The 15,653-nt window shown below is 68.3% G+C and carries 15 protein-coding genes; 9 read left to right on the top strand and 6 right to left on the bottom strand.

The window, feature by feature from the left end; genetic code table 11:
* Nucleotides 1–4 precede the first annotated feature (4 nt).
* Nucleotides 5–784, bottom strand: a complete 780-nt coding sequence (locus AC1DBE_RS01240; protein ID WP_476969371.1) for an ABC transporter permease — start codon at nucleotides 782–784, stop codon at nucleotides 5–7.
* Complete coding sequence (locus AC1DBE_RS01245; RefSeq protein ID WP_476878771.1) at nucleotides 781–1,746, bottom strand: ABC transporter ATP-binding protein; 966 nt, start codon at nucleotides 1,744–1,746, stop codon at nucleotides 781–783. Before AC1DBE_RS01245 ends, AC1DBE_RS01240 begins: the two co-directional genes overlap by 4 nt.
* A gap of 113 nt (nucleotides 1,747–1,859) precedes the next feature.
* On the opposite strand from AC1DBE_RS01245, the gene AC1DBE_RS01250 reads away from it, so the two are divergent.
* The 6 genes from AC1DBE_RS01250 to AC1DBE_RS01275 all read left to right on the top strand — a co-directional run bounded on the left by AC1DBE_RS01250 (nucleotide 1,860) and on the right by AC1DBE_RS01275 (nucleotide 7,073).
* The gene (locus tag AC1DBE_RS01250) at nucleotides 1,860–2,690 is read left to right on the top strand and encodes a helix-turn-helix transcriptional regulator (protein ID WP_476878770.1); all 831 of its coding nucleotides are present in this window, start codon (nucleotides 1,860–1,862) and stop codon (nucleotides 2,688–2,690) included.
* Nucleotides 2,690–4,153 carry a Fe-S cluster assembly protein SufB gene (gene sufB / locus AC1DBE_RS01255; protein ID WP_476969372.1) on the top strand — a complete coding sequence of 488 codons (1,464 nt, stop codon included), beginning with the start codon at nucleotides 2,690–2,692 and terminating at the stop codon, nucleotides 4,151–4,153. The genes AC1DBE_RS01250 and sufB overlap by 1 nt, the downstream gene beginning before the upstream one ends.
* Nucleotides 4,153–5,439 carry a Fe-S cluster assembly protein SufD gene (gene sufD, locus AC1DBE_RS01260; RefSeq protein ID WP_476969373.1) on the top strand — a complete coding sequence of 429 codons (1,287 nt, stop codon included), beginning with the start codon at nucleotides 4,153–4,155 and terminating at the stop codon, nucleotides 5,437–5,439. Before sufB ends, sufD begins: the two co-directional genes overlap by 1 nt.
* An 18-nt stretch (nucleotides 5,440–5,457) precedes the next feature.
* Nucleotides 5,458–5,817, top strand: coding sequence for a non-heme iron oxygenase ferredoxin subunit (locus AC1DBE_RS01265; protein ID WP_476878767.1), 360 nt, complete (start codon nucleotides 5,458–5,460; stop codon nucleotides 5,815–5,817).
* 112 nt (nucleotides 5,818–5,929) lie between these two features.
* A complete protein-coding gene (gene sufC, locus AC1DBE_RS01270) occupies nucleotides 5,930–6,727 on the top strand; it encodes a Fe-S cluster assembly ATPase SufC (protein WP_476903397.1) in 798 nt (265 codons plus the stop codon).
* 13 nt (nucleotides 6,728–6,740) lie between these two features.
* On the top strand, nucleotides 6,741–7,073 hold the full coding sequence (locus AC1DBE_RS01275) for a metal-sulfur cluster assembly factor (protein ID WP_138769377.1): 333 nt from the start codon (nucleotides 6,741–6,743) through the stop codon (nucleotides 7,071–7,073).
* A gap of 151 nt (nucleotides 7,074–7,224) precedes the next feature.
* On the opposite strand, the gene ypfJ is transcribed toward AC1DBE_RS01275, so the two are convergent.
* The gene (ypfJ, locus tag AC1DBE_RS01280; RefSeq protein ID WP_476879619.1) at nucleotides 7,225–8,109 is read right to left on the bottom strand and encodes a KPN_02809 family neutral zinc metallopeptidase; all 885 of its coding nucleotides are present in this window, start codon (nucleotides 8,107–8,109) and stop codon (nucleotides 7,225–7,227) included.
* A gap of 58 nt (nucleotides 8,110–8,167) precedes the next feature.
* Between ypfJ and AC1DBE_RS01285 the strand changes: the two genes are divergently transcribed.
* Together AC1DBE_RS01285 and AC1DBE_RS01290 are read left to right on the top strand one after the other, a co-directional pair.
* Nucleotides 8,168–9,619, top strand: a complete 1,452-nt coding sequence (locus AC1DBE_RS01285; RefSeq protein ID WP_476969374.1) for a class I adenylate-forming enzyme family protein — start codon at nucleotides 8,168–8,170, stop codon at nucleotides 9,617–9,619.
* 7 nt (nucleotides 9,620–9,626) lie between these two features.
* Nucleotides 9,627–10,904 carry a thiolase family protein gene (locus tag AC1DBE_RS01290; RefSeq protein WP_476969663.1) on the top strand — a complete coding sequence of 426 codons (1,278 nt, stop codon included), beginning with the start codon at nucleotides 9,627–9,629 and terminating at the stop codon, nucleotides 10,902–10,904.
* 516 nt (nucleotides 10,905–11,420) lie between these two features.
* Here the strand turns inward: AC1DBE_RS01290 and AC1DBE_RS01295 are convergent.
* The 3 genes from AC1DBE_RS01295 to AC1DBE_RS01305 form a co-directional block, all read right to left on the bottom strand.
* A complete protein-coding gene (locus AC1DBE_RS01295; protein ID WP_476969375.1) occupies nucleotides 11,421–12,053 on the bottom strand; it encodes an energy-coupling factor transporter transmembrane component T family protein in 633 nt (210 codons plus the stop codon).
* Complete coding sequence (locus AC1DBE_RS01300) at nucleotides 12,050–12,820, bottom strand: energy-coupling factor ABC transporter ATP-binding protein (RefSeq protein ID WP_476969664.1); 771 nt, start codon at nucleotides 12,818–12,820, stop codon at nucleotides 12,050–12,052. Before AC1DBE_RS01300 ends, AC1DBE_RS01295 begins: the two co-directional genes overlap by 4 nt.
* Nucleotides 12,821–12,882: 62 nt before the next feature.
* Nucleotides 12,883–13,626, bottom strand: coding sequence for a biotin transporter BioY (locus AC1DBE_RS01305; RefSeq protein ID WP_476969376.1), 744 nt, complete (start codon nucleotides 13,624–13,626; stop codon nucleotides 12,883–12,885).
* A gap of 289 nt (nucleotides 13,627–13,915) precedes the next feature.
* On the opposite strand from AC1DBE_RS01305, the gene AC1DBE_RS01310 reads away from it, so the two are divergent.
* Nucleotides 13,916–15,514: an ABC-F family ATP-binding cassette domain-containing protein gene (locus AC1DBE_RS01310; protein WP_476903396.1), complete on the top strand. Its 1,599-nt coding sequence runs from the start codon at nucleotides 13,916–13,918 to the stop codon at nucleotides 15,512–15,514.
* Nucleotides 15,515–15,653: the final 139 nt, after the last annotated feature.

A 15,653-nucleotide genomic window follows, 5' to 3' on the forward strand; every position in this document is an offset into this window, starting at 1 on the left:
TTTCTCAATTCCACTTGAACCAACGGGTTGCTGCGAAGCCGGCAATCGCCGTCCAGAGCAGCAGGACAAATACGGCGGCCAGGTTGACGCTGCCGTGCAGGAAGGCATCCCTCAGCGCCTGGCCCAGCGCGCCGGAGGGCAGGAAGTGGACCACCGCCTGGGCGAGGGCCGGGAGCCGCTCGGCCGGAATAACGATGCCGCCCAGAGCGCCGAGCAGGATCCAGAGCAGGTTGGTGATCGCGAGTGTCGCCTCGGGCCGGACTGTGCCGGCCACCAGGAGGCCGAGGGCCGTGAAGGCCGCCGCACCAAGGATCAGCAGGCCGATGCCTGGCAGGATGCCGACGGCGGACGGCCGCCAGCCCAGGGGCAGTGCGACGGCGGCCACCACCAGTACCTGCAGCAGCAGCACTGCGAGGACGGCGAGCACTTTGCCAAGGATCAGGCCGGTGCGGCCGAGGGGAGTGGTGGACAGGAAACGGAGCACACCGTACCGGCGGTCGAAGCCCGTGGCGATGCCCTGGCCGGTGAAGGCGGTGGACATGGCGCACAGGGCCAGGATGCCCGGTACTGCGACGTTGACCCGGCTGGCGCCGAGCCCGTCGAGCAGTGGAGTGACGGTCAGGCCGATCAGGGCCAGGAGCGGCAGGATGATCGCGAGGATCAGTTGCTCGCCGTTGCGGATCATGGTGACGGTCTCGTACCTGCCCTGCAGCAGGACACGGCGCAGGAGCGGCGCCGGTCCGCTGCCCAGCGGGTTGCCTGCGGGGGCGGTAACCGGGGTCATCGGATGTCCCTTCCGGAGATGTCGAGGAAGACGTCCTCGAGGCTGCGGGCGGCCAGGCTCATGGACGCGGGCATGATGCCGCGCTCCGCCCACCAGGCGGTGATGGCCGCGAGGTCGGCCGGTGTCAGCGCCCCCGTGGCGGTGTAGCTTCCGGCGCGGGTTTCCCGGACCTCGATGCCCGGCGGCAGGACGCCGGCGAGGTCGAGCCCCGGGGTGGCCTCGAAGTGCAGGGTGCGGATGTGTTGCCCGCCGGCCGGTGCCAGTTCATGGCGCAGGAGCTGGGCAACGGTGCCCTCGGCGACGTTCCTGCCGGCGTCGATGATGTAGACGTAGTCCGCGAGGCGCTGGGCGTCGTCCATCAGGTGCGTGGTCAGGATGATGCCCATCCCGCGGTCCCGCAGTTCGCCAATCAGTTCGAACACCAGCTGCCGCGACTGCGGATCCAGGCCGGCGCTCGGCTCGTCGAGGAACAGCACTTCCGGGCGCCCCACAAGGGCGGCCGCGAGTGCCAGCCGCTGCTTCTGGCCGCCCGAGAGCCGCCGGACGGAGGTCCGGCTGAAGGCCTCGATGCCCAGCCGGCCGATCAGTTCATCCAGCGGCCATGGGTCCTGGTACATGCCCGCGATGTGGCGGAGCAGAGGGATGGGGCGGGCCGACGGCGGCAGGCCCCCGTCCTGGAGCATCACGCCGACGCGGGCACGCAGCTCCGCGCCGGACGTGTCAGGGTCATGGCCCAGCAGGCTGATGCTCCCGCCGGTACGTTTCTGCAGGCCCTGGGCGCATTCGATGGTGGTGGTCTTTCCGGCCCCGTTGGCTCCCAACAGGGCCGTGACCTGGCCGCGCTCGGCCGTGAGGGAGAGGTCGCTGACCACCCGCAGCATCTTGCCGTCGAGGCTGGGCAGCGGGCCAACGTCCTTGACGAGCCCGCTGATTGTCAGGGCGGGGGATTCGGGAGATCGCACCAGAGCATTCTACGCGATGTAGTAGGACGTTCCCTGACCGCGGGCGGGCCCAGCAAAGCCATGCCTTACTGGATCAGGGGACTAAATTACGACATGATTGTGTTGTGTATTCCATGAGTCCAACAACGTCTGCCGTGCCTTCCGCGCGGGCGGAGGCGCATGAGCCCGCCGGGGGAGCGCCGGCTTCCTCGACGCATGCCTCCGATGCGGAGGACCGCACGCGTGACCGCGTCCTCGCAGCTGTTCTGGAGCACGGCCCCATCAGCGCCGCGGAACTGGGCGAACTCCTCGGGTTCACCCCTGCAGCGGTCCGCCGCCACCTGGACCACCTTTCACGCCACGGCGTCATCGAGGTCAAGCGGGCCGCGCGTGCGGGTGCGGGCGCGGGGCGGCCCGCCAGGCGCTATGTCCTCAGCTCGCAGGGCCAGTCGACGTTGGGCAACGACTACCTCGACATCGCCGGGTCGGCGCTGCAGAAGCTCAGCGATATGGCCGGGTCCGACGCGGTGCGGGAATTCGCCGTCGAGCGCTTCGCGGACATGGAACGCCGGTACGCCCCGGAGATCGAGCAGGCCGGGACGGATATTACGGCCCGTGCCCGGGCTCTCTCCGAGGCCCTAAGCCGCGACGGGTTCGTCGCCTCGGCCCAGTCAATCGAGGCCAAGGCTCCGCTCCCTGCCGCACTCTCCAGCGTCCAGCTTTGCCAGGGACACTGCCCCATCCAGCAGCTCGCGGCGCAGTTCCCCGTGTTTTGCGACGTCGAGACCGAGCTGTTCTCCCGGCTGGTCGGCGTCGACGTCCGCAGGCTTTCCACGCTCGCCCGCGGCGGGCACGTCTGCACCACCCACATACCTACGGGCCGTCCGGCCGCCGCAGGGGCCGCCAGCCCCGCAGGCCCGGGCAACCCGGACGAAGTATCCAACCATCTGCAAGAAAGGCCGTGATGACGGACCAACTATCAGAGAAGAAGGTTGCTGAATCCACTGTGATCTCTGAGATTCTGGAAAAGAATCCCGAGCTCCACGGAATCGGAACCTACGAGTACGGCTGGGCCGACAAGAACGACGTCGGCGCCAACGCCCGCCGTGGTATCGATGAGGACGTCGTACGTGACATCTCGGCCAAGAAGAACGAGCCGGAATGGATGCTGGACCTGCGCCTGAAGGGCCTGAAGTACTTCGACCGCAAGCCCATGCCCACCTGGGGCGCGGACCTGTCCGGCATCGACTTCGACAACATCAAGTACTTCGTGCGCTCCACGGAGAAGCAGGCCGCCACCTGGGAGGACCTGCCCGAGGACATCCGGAACACCTACGAGAAGCTGGGCATCCCGGAAGCCGAGCGCAGCCGCCTGGTCTCCGGCGTGGCCGCCCAGTACGAGTCCGAGGTGGTTTACCACCAGATCCGCGAGGACCTCGAAGCCCAGGGCGTGATCTTCCTGGACACCGACACCGCGCTGCGCGAACACCCGGAAATCTTCCAGGAGTACTTCGGCACCATCATCCCCGTGGGTGATAACAAGTTCGCCTCGCTGAACACCGCGGTGTGGTCCGGCGGTTCGTTTGTGTACGTGCCCAAGGGCGTCCACGTGGACATCCCGCTGCAGGCCTACTTCCGCATCAACACCGAGAACATGGGCCAGTTCGAGCGGACCCTGATCATCGCGGACGAGGACTCCTACGTCCATTACATCGAGGGCTGCACGGCGCCGATCTACACCTCGGACTCGCTGCACTCCGCCGTTGTGGAGATCGTTGTGAAGAAGGGCGCCCGCGTCCGCTACACGACCATCCAGAACTGGTCCACCAACGTGTACAACCTGGTCACCAAGCGCGCCATCTGCGAAGAGGGCGCCACCATGGAGTGGATCGACGGCAACATCGGGTCCAAGGTCACCATGAAGTACCCGGCCGTTTACCTCGTGGGCGAGGGTGCGAAGGGCGAGACCCTCTCCATCGCGTTCGCCGGTGAAAACCAGCACCAGGACACGGGCTCCAAGATGGTGCACATCGCGCCGAACACGAAGAGCTCCATCGTCTCCAAGTCCGTCGCCCGCGGCGGCGGCCGCGCCGCCTACCGCGGCCTGGTCCAGGTCCGCGAAGGGGCCAAGCACTCCGCCAACACGGTGCGCTGCGACGCCCTCCTGGTGGACACCATCAGCCGCTCGGACACCTACCCGTACATCGACATCCGCGAGGACGACGTTGTTATGGGCCACGAGGCCACGGTCTCCCGGGTCAGCGAAGAGCAGCTGTTCTACCTGATGTCGCGCGGCATGCGCGAGGACGAGGCCATGGCGATGATCGTGCGCGGCTTCATCGAGCCGATCGCCCGTGAACTGCCGATGGAATACGCCCTTGAGCTGAACCGCCTGATTGAACTGCAGATGGAAGGATCGGTCGGTTAATGACTGACATCACTACTGAAAAGGCGCGCATCGGCGCCCCCTCATCCCAGCCGTTCATCGACGGTTTCACGGAGGAGGGCGAAAGCCTTTCGCCGCTGAACGTGGCCGAGTCGAAGTCCCCGCTGGCCGGCGAAGCCGTCAAGGCCCACTCGCACGGCGGCGGCGTCGGCATCCCGGACAGCTCCCGCGCCGGCCGCCTGACCTCGTACAAGCTGGCGGACTTCAAGCCGCTGACAGGCATGGAGGAGGACTGGCGGTTCACCCCGCTCAAGCGCCTCCGCGGCCTGCACACCGAGGTCCTCAACGGCGCCGCTCCGGCCGTGTCCGTCACCGGTCCGGACAGCGTCCGCGTCGAAACCGTCGGCCGCGACGATGCCCGCATCGGCTCGGCAGCCATCCCCGAAGACCGGGTAGCCGCCAACGCCTGGGAAAACTTCACCGAAGCCACGGTCATCACGGTTCCCGCCGAGGTCCAGGCCGAGGGCGAGGTCAGCGTGCTCCTCACCGGCCAGGGCTCCGAGGCCGCCGCGCAGCACGTCGTCATCATCGCCGAGAAGTTCTCCAAGGCCGTTGTGGTGCTGGACCACCAGGGCACCGCCGTCGTCTCCGAAAACATCGAAATCCTGGTTGAGGACGGCGCGCAGCTCACCGTCATCTCGCTCCAGGAATGGAACGACGACGCCGTGCACGCTTCCTCCCAGCAGGCGAAGCTCGGCCGCGATGCCAAGTTCAAGCACATCGTGGTCAGCCTCGGCGGCGACCTGGTCCGCGTCACCCCGTCCACCCGCTTCACCGCCCCCGGCGCCGAAGCGGAAATGTTCGGCCTGTACTTCGCCGACGCCGGCCAGCACCTGGAACAGCGGCTGTTTGTGGACCACGCTGTCGCCAACTGCAAGTCCAACGTCCTGTACAAGGGCGCCCTGCAGGGCCGCAACGCGCACACCGTCTGGGTGGGTGACGTCCTGATCCGTAAGGAAGCAGAAGGCACCGACACCTACGAGGCCAACCGCAACCTGGTCCTCACCGACGGTGCCCGGGCCGACTCCGTGCCGAACCTCGAGATCGAAACCGGCCTGATCGCCGGCGCAGGCCACGCCAGCGCCACGGGCCGCTTCGACGACGAGCACCTGTTCTACCTGATGGCCCGCGGCATTCCGGAAAAGGTGGCCCGCCGTCTGGTGGTCCGCGGCTTCCTGAACGAGATCATCCAGCAGATCCGGGTTCCGGCCATCGAGGAACGCCTCACGGCCGCCGTCGAGCGCGAACTCGCCGCCACGGACAACTAAGGGACACGGACAGCGAACATGACGGAACAGCCAAAGGGCGAGCTGGTCTGCAGCGCCAGCGAGATCCAGCTCAAGCAGGCGCTGCGGATCCTGATCGACGACTACCCGGTAGCCGTCGTGAAGGACTCGATGGGGGAGATCCACGCCATCGGCGACACCTGCTCGCACGCGGACATCTCGCTCTCCGAGGGCGACGTGGAAGGCTGCAAGATCGAGTGCTGGGGCCACGGCTCCCAGTTCGACCTGCGCAGCGGCCAGCCGCTCCAGCTGCCGGCCTACGACCCGGTGCCCGTCTTCGCTGTCACCATCCAGGATGACGATGTCTACGTGGATGTCAGCACTATCCTCAACGGCGCCGAGGCACCGAACTTCAGCTGAACCCGGCGGCAAGCCCCGCTTGCCCCGCCGGACCGGCCAGCATCACCAGAAACGTATTCGACCAGACCACGCACCGCCGCCGAGGGGCACGGGGCAGAGGAGAACAAGACATATGTCTACTCTTGAGATCAAGGACCTGCACGTCAGCATTGACACCGAGCAGGGCACCAAGGAAATCCTGAAGGGCGTCAGCCTGACCATCAAGACCGGCCAGACCCACGCCATCATGGGACCGAACGGCTCCGGCAAGTCCACCCTGGCTTCCACCATCGCCGGCCACCCGCGCTACAACGTCACGAGCGGCACCATCACGCTCGACGGCGAAGACGTCCTCGCGATGAGCGTCGACGAGCGCGCCCGCGCCGGCCTCTTCCTGGCCATGCAGTACCCGGTGGAGGTCCCGGGCGTGAGCATGACCAACTTCCTGCGCACCGCCAAGACCGCCATCGACGGCGAGGCCCCGAAGCTGCGTAACTGGACCAAGGACGTCAAGGCTGCCATGGCCCAGCTGCGCATCGACGCCGACTTCACCCAGCGCAACGTCAACGAAGGCTTCTCCGGCGGCGAGAAGAAGCGCGTGGAGATCCTCCAGCTCGAACTCTTCAAACCGAAGTTCGCCATCCTCGACGAGACCGACTCCGGCCTCGACGTCGACGCGCTGAAGGTCGTCTCCGAGGGCGTCAACCGCGCCCACTCCGGAGGCAACATGGGCACCCTGCTCATCACGCACTACACCCGGATCCTGCGCTACATCAAGCCGGAGTTCGTGCACGTGTTCGTTGACGGCAAGGTAGTTGAAGAAGGCGGCCCGGAGCTTGCCGACCGCCTCGAAGAAGAAGGCTACGACCGCTACGTCCAGGGCGCCGGAGCCGCCACCATCGCTGCCGCCGACGCCGCAGCACAGGCCTAGTTAGGACTACGCCATGACCGAAATCAATATGGCCCGCACGGGCCTCGAGGATGTCGAAGAGGCACTCAAGGATGTGATCGACCCTGAACTGGGCGTGAACATCGTTGACCTTGGCCTGCTGTACGGCCTGAAGTATTCAGACGACGACGGCGCCCTCCTGATCGACATGACCCTGACCACCGCTGCCTGCCCGCTCACCGACGTGATCGAGGAGCAGGTCGGCAAGGCCCTCGACGGAATCGTCGACGACTGGCGCCTGAACTGGGTATGGATGCCGCCATGGGGTCCGGAACGGATCACCGAGGACGGCCGCGACCAGATGCGGGCCCTCGGCTTCAACATCTAGATCCCCGGCCGCCCACGCGGCACCCGCAGGAACGACGACGGCGGGCCCACCTCCAGGAGGCGGGCCCGCCGTCGTCGTTCTATCGGTTGCTCCGCAACGGCCCTTTTGGCGGCCCAGTACGGCCGTTTCGGAGCAGTCGATGGATTTGGGGCTACGGGGTGGCGGCCCTGAACGTGTCGCACTGGTTGATGTCACCAGTCTTGTAGCCCTGGTAGAACCACTTCTGCCGCTGGGCGCTGGAGCCATGGGTCCAGGACTCCGGGGAAACCCGCCCGGTGGCGGCCTTCTGGATCCGGTCATCGCCCACGGAGGACGCCGCTGACAGGGCGTCCTGCAGGTCCTGCGTCTTCAACGGCTCCAGGAACGGCTGGCCGGACTTGGGATCCTTAGTGGTGGTGGCGTACCGAACCCACAGGCCGGCGTAGCAGTCGGCCTGCAGCTCAACCCGCACAGCACCGGACTGCGGGCCCTGCGGATCCTGCTGGGCCCGGTCGATGGTGCCGAGCAGGTTCTGGATGTGGTGGCCGAACTCATGCGCCACGACGTACTCCTGCGCCAGCGGCCCGCCCGAGGACCCGAACCGGTCCACCAGTTCCTGGAAGAAACCCGGATCGAAGTAGGCCGTCTGGTCCGCGGGGCAGTAGAACGGGCCCACCTCGGAGGTCGCCGCGCCGCACCCGGTGTTGGTGCCGCCCCGGAACAGGACGGTTTCCGGCTGCGGGTACTTCTTGTTGTACTTCGCTAAATACTCCGGCCAGAACGCGTTGAGGCTGTTCACTGTACCCACGATCCGGCACTCCAGACGGGCGTCGGCGTCGGCGCCGGTCTTGCACGCCGGAGCCGTTGCCTGGCTTTGCGTCTGGTCCTGGGTGGTGCCGGTCAGGCCTTCGAGGAGGCTGGGGTTGATGCCGAACAGGGCTGCCAGGAGCAGCACAATCCCGCCGCCGATCCCGCCGCCGATTTTGGTGCCGCGACCCATGCCGCCGCGGCTCTGGACCTGGGACGGGTCCAGCTGGACGTTGTCATTGAAGCTCATGCTGTCACAATATCCCCTGCCGCCCGCCGATACGTCGCTGCCCGGTAAAGTTGGTCCGATGCCTTTTCTCGACAGACTCCAGCGCTGGGCCGACGACCGCCCCGACGCCACCGCCGTCGTCGTGGCCGGACAGCGCCTGAGCTGGTCCGGGCTGCGGGATGCCGCGGCCGCTCTTGTTGCCGACACACCGGCGGTGACGGTGCTGGCCGAGCCGAACTCCACCGGTTTCGCGGTCTCCTTCGCGGCGGCCGTAGCGGGAAGCCGCCGCTGCGCCGTCCTGGATCCAACCTGGCCCCGGCCGCTCCTGGATGCCCTGACCGGACGGATCGCCGAAACCTGCCCGGCCGGGGGTGGCGGGACGGGTACTGGGCCGGGTGGTGAGCCGGGCAACGAGCCGGGCAGCGAGTTGGGCTGTGAGCTGGCGGACGGCCCGGGGGCGTCGCCGTTCCTGATCGGACTGACCTCCGGCACCACTGCGCTGCCCAAGGCGTTCATCCGGTCGCGGCAGTCCTGGCGGCGCTCCTTCGAGTCCTCCGTGGAGTTCTTCGGCCTGGGGACCGACGACAAGACCCTGGCGCCGGGACCGCTGGCGGCCAGCCTGAACCTCTACGCCCTCGCCGAATGCCTGTACGCGGGTTCCGAGTTCCACACCCTGGCGGAGTTCGATGTCGGCGACGCGCACGCCGCGGTCAGCCACGACGGCATCACCCGACTGGTCCTGGTGCCCACCATGCTGCGGCTGCTCAGCGAACGCGGCCTGGCCGGGGGAGTGGACGGCTCCGGACTGCGGAGCATCATCTGCGCCGGCTCCAAGCTCGACGCGCGGACCCTGGAGGCCGCCCGGCGCTGGGCACCGAACGCCACAATTTTCGAGTACTACGGCGCCGCAGAACTCAGCTTCGTCGCCGGCGCCGGACTGCCGCCCGGCGAAGTACCCGCGGCCGGCGGGACCGGAATAGGCGCGCCGTTCCCCGGCGTCGCCGTCAGGATCCTCGACGCCGCCGGCTCCCCGGTTCCGGACGGGCAGCCGGGCAACGTCTGCGTCCGCAGCGGCCTCGTCAGCGACGGCTACCTGTGGGGGGACGACGGCGAGGCGCTGCAGTGCTTCGACGGCTGGTACACCGTGGGGGACCAGGGCTACCTCTCTGACGGCGTCCTGCATCTGCTGGGCCGCCGCTCGGACATGATCGTCACTGCCGGCACCAACGTGTACCCGCATGAAGTGGAACTTGCCCTCGCCTCCGTGCCTGGGGTGGCCGCCGCCATTGCCGCAGGCCAGGCCGACGATCTCCGCGGCCAGCGCGTGGTGGCGGCCGTGCTGCCCTCGCACGGCGGGCTCACGGCAACCCTGCTCAAATCCGGCCTCGAGGACATCCTGGCCCGGAACAAACGACCCCTGGACTACTACCTGCTCACCGATCTGCCCGTCACGGACCGGGGCAAGCCCAGCCGGCCGCTCCTCCTCGAATGGATCCTTGGCAACGACCCGCGGGTCCGGCGCCTTGGCTGAGGACCCGGTGACTCCGGCGCGCGCCGGGCTGCCGGATGACCGGCAGCCCGTCATCATTGCCGCGCTGCGGACCCCGGTGCGGCGCGCGCACGGCGCCCTGAAATCCCTGCAGGCCCACGAACTGCTGGCACCGGTCCTGGCCGGCCTGGTGGCCGGGGGCGGGGTGGGTGGGCGGCCCGCAGGGCTGCTCGACGGGCCGGACGGGCGGCCCGCAGGGCTGCTCGACGGGCTACTGGATGGCGGCGGGGTGCCGCCCGACCTGGTGGCCGACGTCGTGATCGGCAACGCGGTGGGCGGCGGCGGCAATGTGGCCCGGCTCGCGGCCCTCGAAGCCGGACTGGGCATCGACGTGCCCGGACTCACCGTCGACCGGCAGTGCGGGTCCGGCCTGGACGCGGTGGTGTTGGCCTCCCGGCTCGTCGCTGCGGGCGGGCCGGGAGCCAACGTGTACCTCGCCGGCGGTGTGGAGAGCATCAGCACCGCGCCGCTGCGTGCCCGTCCGGACGCCGATGCCGGACCGCAGTTCTTCAGCCGCGCACAGTTCGTCCCGGAGCGTTTCGGTGATCCGGACATGGGGGTCGCGGCGGAGAACGTGGCGGCCCGTTGCGGTATTTCCCGGCAGCGTCAGGATGACTTTGCCCTGCGCAGCCACCGGCGTGCCCTCGACGCCGCGGCGTCCGGCGCCTTCGACGCCGAGATCGTGGCCCTGCCGGGGCCCGCGGGACCGGTGGTGACCGACGACGGCCCCCGATCCTCCCTCACCCCGGGTGTGCTGGCCCGGTTCGGTCCCGCCTTCGTCCCCGGCGGAACGGTCACGGCCGGCAACTCCTGCTTCGACGCTGATGCGGCTGCCGCCGTTGTCGTCACGTCCCTGGCGCGGGCAAGGGAACTGGGCGCCCGCGACGGGTTGCTGGTGCTCGGGACGGACACGGCCGGGGTGGACCCGGAACTGCTCGGGATGGGCGCGGCTGCCGCCGCGGAGCGCCTCCTCGGTACTTCCGGGGTGGCCCCCGGCGACCTCGGCCTCATCGAATTCAACGAGGCCTTCGCCTCCCAGACACTGGCGTGCCTGGACCGGCTCGGCATCGATCCGGAGCGGGCCAACCTCGACGGCGGAGCTCTCGCCCTGGGCCATGCCTACGGTGCATCCGGTGCGGTGCTCGTCACCCGGCTGCTGGCTCAGGCCCGCCGGAAACCCCAGGACGGTACCCTCGCCCTGGCCATGATCAGCATCGCCGGCGGGATGGGGACCGCGGCGCTGTTCGAATACCGGGCGCTGGGGTAGCTGCCTCCTGGCGGACATGCCCATCCGCGGGCGCCAGAGATGGACATGCCCATTCCTGGGCTTGAGCGTTGGACATAATGCCGATATGTCCACTGGCTGGCGCAGCGAGTGGACATGCTCATCCGGAGTAGCTCCGAGGGCTGGCTTGGACAGTGCAGCAACGGACATGTCCATCCGTAGGACTGAAGGTTGGACATGTCCATTTGCTGATGCCAGGGGCGGACATGCTCATCGGCGCGCAGTCGGGAGCCGGAGGCCGGTGGCTTACTGGGAAGGACATGTCCGGTGCCGCCAGCGAGGCGCGGACATGTCCACTGCCTGAGCCCGCTGATGGACATGCTCATCCGCCGTCTCCGTGGACCGTCGGCTTGCGTGGTGCACCAACGGGCATGTCCATTCCTGGTCTTGAGGGTTGGACATAGTGCAAATATGTCCACTGTCCGAGGCCACGAATGAGCATGTCCATCCGGGCAGGCACCAGACGGACATGTCCATCCGGGCAGGGCCACAAACCCGTCAGGCGTCGTGGTCTTCCGTTTCGCCCAGGCCTCGCGCAGCCAGGGCGTCGCCGGTCTGTCGGGCGAAGGCCACTGTCGTGATGAACACCGGCAGCACCAGGGCGCGCGGATTCCGCTCCAGGCCACGGGCGCGGGCGGAATCGCGGACATCGGCATACGCGCCCGCGATGAATGGGATGCTGCGCAACACCACCGCGATGGTCAGGGCAAACCGCTCCGGATCCGCGCCGAGCCGCCGGAACGGGCGTGCCAGTGACGCCACGCCGTCCAAGAGCGTCTGGACCGGGGTCGTGGCGGTCAGAATTGCGGCGGCCACCACGCAGACAAGGACATTGAGCACGATCTTGGCGGCCACGGGACCGCCCAGCTGCCACCACTGGAAAGCACCGATCACGGCCAGCACCGGCAGGACCGGCCGGACAGCACGCAGCAATCGGCCAGGACCGGCGCCGCTCAACAGATACACCCCGCACAGCACGGCCAAACCCACGGCGGCAGCGGCCCAATCGGCGATCAGGAACGAGCCCATCCCGCACGCCACGACCAACAGAAACTTCAGCCACAGCGGCGCCCGATGGACCAGAGAGGACCCCGGCACAAAAGTGGCCAGCAGGAATCCGTGGCCTCTCACGGCCGGTCGCCGTCCCCGCGGCGCACGGCCACGTCCCCGCGGCCCCCGCCCCCGCCCCCGGCGAGGCCTACGGCCCCGCTGGCCCCTGCGAAACCTCCGGCCCCGCCACCAACGCCCCCGCCGACGCGTTCCGACTCCACCGCGCACAGCGCCCGGTAGTGCGCGACGGCGTCGGCGGCACCGCCGTCGAACACGATCGTGCCGGCGTCGACCACCAGCACCCTGTCCAGGTCGAGGGCAAGGTCAAGGTCGTGCGTGGACAGAATGATTTGCTGGTCGAGACCCGCCAGCGTCCGGCGCAGCAGTTCCCGGTTTCGGAGATCCAGGAGCGTTGACGGTTCGTCCAGCACCAGGATTTCCGGGTCGACAGCCAGCACCGCCGCCAGGGCGATGAGCTGCCTTTCACCGCCCGAGAGTTCGTAGACGCTTTGGTCGGCGAGCCCCAGCAACCCGAAGCGGTCGAGGCAGGCTTCGGCGCGGGCACGGCGTTCGACGGCGTTCCGCACCGAGCGGCGCAGCGACAGCTCGACGTCTTCACGGCCGGTCGGCATGACCAGCTGCGACAGGGGATCGGTGAACACAAAGCCCACCCTGCGGCGCACAGCACGGACGTCCCGGACGGTATCGGCGCCCGCCACCGCCACTGTCCCGGACGTCGGGGCAACGAGGCCGTTGAGCATCCGCAGCAGGGTGGACTTGCCGGACCCGTTCGCGCCGATGACGCCGATGTGCCGCTCCGCCAGCGTGAGCGAGACCGGTTCGAGCAGGGTCCTGGGCTCCGGGCGGCCGTCAACAACCACCCGGACTCCGGCCCGGTCTAGGACGATGCTCACGGCCGGACAGCTGCCCCGGCTGCCTCGTCGGCCTGAGCGGCCCGGCCCGCGGGAAGAGCCCGGCCCGCGGGAAAAGCCTGGCCCACGCGGCGGAGCAGCAGGTCCGGGAATGCCTTGTGCAGCGCCAGGGCCACCGTCACGGCGAGGATGTTCTTGACGATGTCGCCCGGATAGAACGCGAGGTCGGCGACGAAGGCCGCCGGGAAGCTGAGCTTGGCGTTGACCATCATGCCCAGGACCCCCAGGCCGTGGATGAAGACAATGCTGCTCACCATGGCGGCGCCGAAAAGCAGGAGCCCCCGCACCTTCGAGGAGCGCCCGGCGGTGCGGCGCAGTACGACGGCGGTCAGGGCGCCTGCCGCCGTGGCCGCGAGCAGGAAGCCGAAGATGTAGCCCGCCGACGGCCCGGCCAGGACGCCCAGCCCGCCGCGGCCGCCGCTGAAGATCGGCAGCCCGGCGAAGCCCAGGAGAAGATAAAGTCCGACGGCGGCGAAGGCGCGGCCGGCGCCCAGCGCGAGCCCTGTCAGCATCACCGCAAGCGTCTGAAGTGTGATGGGGACGCCGAAACCGCCCACCGGGATGGCCGCGATCAGCGCGAATGCCGCGATGATCGCGGCGAAGACGGCGATGAGGGCAAGGTCGGTGGTGTCCCAGCGGCGCCGGGGCTGGCGGGTGCCGGCCGGGGAGGCAGTCGTGTTGCCCGCAGTGGTGCCGCTGACGGGGTTGTCGGTGTTGCTCATGCTGGTTCCTGTCGGGTGGTCGGTGGTGGGGAAGCTCACTTTCGACGATACGGCGGCGGCGCACATGCCATTTTGTAGGCCCTCCACTAAGCGGGGCCGCTCCGGCTGGACAACCCCGCCAAACCGGACAGTAGCTCCCGCCGTCGTGCACAGCACCTCCCGATGTCACCCGCCGGAGTACCTGCCGGTAGACTGGCAGAGGCCGTCCTCTCGGCCATACTGCCCCGGCCCCGTCCAGACTCCATCCGTCGTGCCGCGGCGTCCCCTGTTGTGAAAGGCCTTACCTGCATTGATTACCGTCCAGGACCTCGAACTGCGCGCCGGCGCCCGTCTGCTGATGGACTCGGTGAGCTTCCGGATCGACAAGGGGGACAAAATCGGCCTTGTCGGCCGTAACGGTGCAGGCAAGACCACATTGACCCGTGTGCTGGCAGGCGAGGGTCTGCCCGCCGCCGGCAAGGTCACGCGTAGCGGCGAGATCGGCTACCTGCCGCAGGACCCGCGCACCCCTGACATGGAGCAGCTCGCCCGGGACCGGATCCTTTCGGCCCGCGGCCTCGACATCGCCGTCGGCAAGCTCCGCATCGCGCATGAGGAAATGGCCAGCGAGGACGCCACCATCCAGCGCAAGGCCATGAACCGCTACGACCGCCTGGAATCTGAATTCCTCGCCGCCGGCGGCTACGCTGCCGAGGCCGAGGCAGCGGCGATCTGCTCCAACCTCGCACTGCCGGACCGCCTGCTCAACCAGCCGCTGAAGACCCTCTCCGGCGGCCAGCGCCGTCGTGTGGAGCTGGCCCGCATCCTGTACTCCGACGCCGAGACGATGCTGCTGGATGAGCCCACTAACCACCTCGACGCCGATTCCATCGCCTGGCTCCGTGAGTTCCTCAAGAACCACCAGGGCGGCCTGATTGTCATCAGCCACGACACCGAGCTGCTCGAGGCCACGGTCAACAAGGTCTTCCTGCTGGACGCCAACCGCGCGCAGATCGACTTCTACAACATGGACTGGAAGCGCTACCTCACTCAGCGCGAGACGGACGAACGCGCCCGCAAACGCGAACGCGCCAATGCGGAAAAGAAGGCCCAGGTCCTTATGGACCAGGCCAACAAGATGCGCGCCAAGGCCACCAAGGCGGTCGCCGCGCAGAACATGGCCAAGCGCGCCGAGCGTCTGCTGGGCGGCCTCGAAGCGGTCCGCGAGAACGACCGCGTGGCAGCCCTGCGCTTCCCGGACCCGTCGCCCTGCGGCAAGACCCCGCTCACGGCGGACGGCCTCAGCAAGTCCTACGGGTCACTGGAAATCTTCACCGACGTGGACCTCGCGATCGACCGCGGCTCCAAGGTGGTCATCCTGGGCCTCAACGGCGCAGGCAAGACCACGCTGCTGCGGATGCTCGCCGGCGTGGACAAACCGGACACCGGCGAGGTCATCCCGGGCCACGGGCTGAAGGTCGGCTACTACGCGCAGGAGCATGAGACGCTCGACGTCGACCGCACCGTGCTGCAGAACATGCGTTCGGCCGCCCCGGACATGAACGACTCCGAGGTCCGCGGCATCCTGGGCTCGTTCCTGTTCTCCGGGGACGACGTCGACAAGCCGGCGGGCGTGCTCTCCGGCGGCGAGAAGACCAGGCTGGCACTGGCCACCATCGTCGCCTCGAGCGCGAACGTGCTGCTCCTCGATGAGCCCACCAACAACCTCGACCCCGCCAGCCGCTCCGAAATCCTCGGCGCGCTGCGCAACTATACCGGGGCTGTCGTCCTGGTGAGCCACGACGAGGGGGCCGTAGAGGCGCTGAACCCGGAGCGCGTTGTGCTGTTGCCCGACGGCGTCGAAGACCTGTGGAACGCGGACTACCTGGACTTGATTACGCTCGCCTAGACCGAATTTCGCCTTCGTAGCTTCGGACCTTCGGTCACCTTCGCGGCTCGGCGCGCCCGATTTGCCGCGTGCTCGCTCGTTCCTCGCTTAGACGCACGCTACGCAAATCAGCCGCGCCGTTCCGCTAGGGGCTTGGCCG

Source organism: Arthrobacter sp. 10T416, assembly GCF_056394165.1.